This window comes from Paraburkholderia sp. BR10954 (genome assembly GCF_040965775.1).
Classification (GTDB): Bacteria; Pseudomonadota; Gammaproteobacteria; order Burkholderiales; family Burkholderiaceae; genus Paraburkholderia; species Paraburkholderia youngii.
In genome coordinates this window covers 1-4477 of the sequence record NZ_JBFRCK010000117.1, presented here as the reverse complement: position 1 = coordinate 4477, position 4477 = coordinate 1, and the positions used below count along the sequence as shown (strand labels likewise).

Genomic DNA, 4477 nt, shown 5'->3' with positions numbered 1-4477 from the left:
CGATTCGCTCAGCACCAGTTCCCCTTTGGGCCGTCCGCTCATCCTTGCCCCCTCGCATCAAGTGCCACATAGAACACTTTAGTACGTGATCGGCATCATTCAATGAATTTTTAACTCAAGACACTAGTATGAATCGATGGTATGGCGATCGGAGCGCGCGTCCAATCGGAGCCGGCCGAATGTTGTCTCAGGAAGCGCTGGTTGCGGCCGTCAGGACTTCCTGAGTCGGATCGCCCTTGTGCGGCGGAAATCGAGGGTTTGTACCTATCGGCGGGCTTTTTGCGATATGGCGTCAGGATTTCCTGACGCGTGATTCAGAATCTAATACCCGCATTTTGCAGTAAGCGCTGAATGCGGTAGGAAGTCTGCTAGTCGATAATGAACAGGACGACATGCAACGTCGACTTGACGAATTATGATGGGCTATCTGTCGGAGAGGGAGAACGTCGTCTCGCAGATCGACGCGATATGTCTGCGACTGTTCGACGCTTGGTGCGAGACGCGCAGCCTGACAGCGCTTGCGTATCTGATGCATTGCTGGCCATTGAGGGACAGTAGCCCCAGCGCGCTCAGGCGCCTTGGCGAAACACTGCGCGATTTGCGGCGGAATCACGCGAATCGGATCGACGACTGTGACTTCCGCGCGCTGTGCGAAGTGGCAGATCTGATTGACGAACTGGCCGCGCCGCGCAGAGTCACGCTGACGGCGAGAGCGGAGTAGGGAGAGGAAATGCAAGCATAAGCGCAAAAATACATGGAGCGTGCGGCGGATTTGACGCCGCGGCGCGCGTTGTCTCAGCGGACCTTTGAACCCGGTGAAGGCGCGTAGACTAGGCTCTAGATCGAGTGCAATATTGGACTCCCACAATGGCGGCACTCGAGGGGATATTTGGGATAGGAATTGTCCACGCATGGTGGATCGTGCTCAATTACAAGCTGCGCTGTTTTGCGACTGCTCGTGACGATGCTCGTCCGCGTACGCTGTTCCGCTTGGGTAGCGCAAAGTCTGGGAATGCCGTCGCAAAGGCTTGGAAGCGCAAATGGCTTATACCCGATGCACTGCTCGCCACGCGGGGCGAGTCTCTTAGGCTTTATATGGGTTCATGGTGGGTATAGAGTGCGACGTTGCACCATACATGGACTGTGAACAATTCCCCCATTCGATCCGTCGACGCGATGAACGAACCGCATCAGTTCGCGTAAACCTGTGAGTGGAAAGCGATCTTTCAACTCGTTGAGCGGTATCTCGAAGGAAACACCGCATCATGACCGATTTGGCCGCTTTAGTCGCGCACAAGGGCACGATACTTATCGTCGACGATACGCCGGGGAATCTTGGTGTGATTGTCGACAGCTTCGAGGCGCACGGCATTCGGGTGCTGGTGGTGCTCGACGGTACGGAAGCGGTCGAGCGTGCGGTCTTTTCGCAGCCGGACCTGATCCTGCTCGAAGTGGAGATGCCAGGCATCGACGGCTTCGAGACCTGTCGACGCCTCAAGCGCGATGAGCGCACGCGCGACATCCCGGTCATATTCATGACCTCGGTCGCAGGCAACGCGGACCGCGTCGAAGGTTTTTTGGCGGGCGGCGTCGATTATGTAACCAAGCCGTTACGTGTTGACGAGACGCTGGCTCGCGTTGGCGTGCACCTTGAGCTGCGGATGATGCACAAGCAGGTGCTCGCGCAGAACCACCTGCTGCTCGCGGAAATAGCCGTGCGAAAGAAGACGGAAGCGGTGCTATCGGCTGCGCGCGACGATCTGGAGCACCGCGTCTCGTTGCGAACCGAAGAGCTCGCGCATGCCAACACGAACTTGCTGGCGCAGATTGACGAGCGGAGGCGTGCGGACGCTCGTCTCAAGGAAAGCGAGGCTCGCTTTCGCGCGATTGTCGAAACGAGTCCGGTGCCACTGTGCATCACGTCGATGCCTGACGGACATATCCTGTACACAAACCGGCCGCTGCGTGAGCTCTTCGGTATGGACGAAGCCTCGTCCGCCAATATCGACGATTTCTGTGCCGAACGTGGCGAGCGTGAGCGTCTGATCGAGCATCTACAAACGAAGGGTGGCCTGCGCAATACCGAAGTCAAGTTCCGGCGTCTCGACGGTACACGATTCTGGGCGATGGTGACGGCACGCGTTGCGACTTACGACGATTCTCCAGCGATCTATGTTGGCCTGAACGACATCACTGGGCGCAAGCAGATGGAGCAGGAACTCGTCGAATCGCGCGAGGAGCAGCGCGAACTGTCCGCGTATATGGAGGCGATTCGCGAGGAAGAAAGAAGGCGCATTGCGATGGAAATTCACGACGAACTGGGGCAATTGCTGACTGCGCTTAAGATGGACGTGTCCCTGCTCAAGATGCGTATAGCGTACGACGCGGAAGCGTCAAAAAAAGCCGACGATATGCGCCAACTAGTCGAAGGCACGATCTCGATGGTGCGAAATGTCGCGAGCCATTTGCGGCCCGCCGCGCTCAACTTCGGAATTGCGTCTGCCCTTGAATGGCTTGTCGACGAGTTCAACCTCCGGAATGCTATTGCGTGTGAATTGCGCATCGAAGGCGGAGAACCCTCGCTGTCCGATTCACATGCCACGGCCTTGTTCCGCATCGCACAGGCGTCGCTGACGAACGTCGCGCGGCATGCCGACGCCACACATGTCGAGGTGACGCTTGTTTCGACGGCGGCGAAGCTCCTACTGCAGGTGCGTGACGATGGCTGCGGGTTCGACCAGCAAGTCGTGAGGGACGACTATTCATATGGCCTGCTCGGCATGAACGAACGCGCGCGGCTGATTGGCGGATCGCTTTCAATCGAAAGTGCGCCGGGCGCGGGCACCATGGTTTCAATTCACATTCCGCTCGATAGCGGACTTCGAACATGATCAGGATACTCATCGCAGACGATCATGCAATCGTCCGTGGTGGACTCAGACAAATCGTAGCTACTACGAGCGATATCGTCGTTGTGGCGGAAGCGGCACAGGGGTCAGAAGTGATCGATGGGTTGCGCTCGCGGGCAGTCGACCTTTTGTTGCTCGACATGACGATGCCAGGCATCAGCGGTATCGTCCTGATTCGCAGAGTACGGGCGGAACATCCTTCATTGCCGGTGCTCGTACTGAGCATTCACGATGAGGCTCAGGTCGCGTCCCGCGCGCTGCGCGCGGGAGCGACGGGGTATCTGACCAAGGACAGTGACCCGGAAGTGCTGCTCGCAGCGATCCGCAGGCTCGCGGAGGGCGGGCGTTTCCTCGACCCGAAGCTCGTCGATGCACTGGTCTTCGATACTCAGCGCGACGACGTGCCTCCTCATAAAGTACTGTCGGATCGCGAATTCCAGGTGCTGCAGATGCTCGCGGCGGGCAGGAGCATCAATGAAATCGCCGAGACATGTACGCTCAGTGCGAAAACTATCAGTACACACAAGATGCGATTAATGCGCAAACTGGGGCTGTCCAACAACGCCGAGTTGATTAGATACGCGATCCGGCATGGGCTGATCGTCGAGTAGAAGGAAGCTGGCAATCGCCTGATGAAATGAAGTTACGAGTGGTCGTCAGCGAGTTCGCACGCATTCCTCTTGCCGCGCGGGCGATATTGAGGGCGCTAAGGATGGCTGGCGCAATGCATTGTAAGAAGTATCTGCCAGGGGTTCACATTTCGCGACCGGGTAATCGGATTTGACCGCTCCTACAGATATTGTTCCACGGAATTGGGATTTGACTTGGACCGGTAAGCCTTTGCTAGCATCCAGCGGTGATCCGCGAAAGGCCGATAGCGTCCGTCAAGCTCAGTCATGTCTTTGGCCTGTATCACGATGGCGCTATGTCGCCGAGTGGCGCTAGATAATGCACCGCTTCGATACCGTCCAAGGGTGATTCCACCAAGTTCACGGTAAAACGAGCGGCGGCCGGGATGACCGTTTGGCCTGCCGAGATTCTCGAACTGGCTTACGTCAAGCACGTCTTTGTCAGAGCCAGCGCGCGGGTCAATAGCCGGGCCGAAAATGATTATCAGCCGACCGTGAACGCGAACGACGCATGCGTGGCTTCCGCGATCCTGAACGCGCGCAGACTTTCTTATCAAGCTTCGGTCCCATCCGTCAGCACTTTGAACTCAAGCGACATCTGCTACGCGCCTCGCTCTACCGCAAACAGCTCGCGGACGCTTCACCGCGTGGCGGCGTTTGGCAGACATCACCGAAGTTCCGTCCGCTTTCTGAGCCAGCGTTTTCCCTTCCCGCTAGGTTAGACCGTGGCCAGGAGATCCTGAATCACCCCACGCACCACACGTTCGAGCCCGAGAGTTCAACTAGAACCCGGACAGCAGATTGCATCGAAGGCCTAGCAGGCTGTTGAAAAGCGCCCCGTCATGACGACCGAAGCTACGTTCAGGAGACTTGCGCGTGCAATTTCCCGCTGAATTACCGGTTTGCCGCGCGATCCGCGCGGGGCATGCGCACGCATGC

Annotated in this window: 3 protein-coding genes and 1 pseudogene; all 4 read left to right on the top strand. The window is 57.7% G+C overall.

Annotated features, from left to right (window positions below; genetic code table 11):
• Window positions 1–415: 415 nt before the first annotated feature.
• A complete protein-coding gene (locus AB4Y34_RS40920; protein WP_255215379.1) occupies window positions 416–721 on the top strand; it encodes a hypothetical protein in 306 nt (101 codons plus the stop codon).
• Window positions 722–1265: 544 nt separating this feature from the next.
• On the top strand, window positions 1266–2891 hold the full coding sequence (locus AB4Y34_RS40915) for a response regulator (protein ID WP_176370098.1): 1626 nt from the start codon (window positions 1266–1268) through the stop codon (window positions 2889–2891).
• Window positions 2888–3520 (top strand): response regulator transcription factor, encoded by a 633-nt coding sequence (locus AB4Y34_RS40910; protein ID WP_176370099.1) that lies wholly within the window; start codon window positions 2888–2890, stop codon window positions 3518–3520. The genes AB4Y34_RS40915 and AB4Y34_RS40910 overlap by 4 nt, the downstream gene beginning before the upstream one ends.
• Before the next feature lie 419 nt (window positions 3521–3939).
• A pseudogene (locus AB4Y34_RS40905) lies at window positions 3940–4231 on the top strand (IS6 family transposase); the annotation flags it as partial.
• Window positions 4232–4477 lie beyond the last annotated feature (246 nt).

Coding starts and splice junctions, on each gene's coding strand:
- AB4Y34_RS40915 (WP_176370098.1), top strand. CDS start 1,266: ATGACCGATTTGGCCGCTTTAGTCGCGCACAAGGGCACGATACTTATC.
- AB4Y34_RS40910 (WP_176370099.1), top strand. CDS start 2,888: ATGATCAGGATACTCATCGCAGACGATCATGCAATCGTCCGTGGTGGA.
- AB4Y34_RS40920 (WP_255215379.1), top strand. CDS start 416: ATGATGGGCTATCTGTCGGAGAGGGAGAACGTCGTCTCGCAGATCGAC.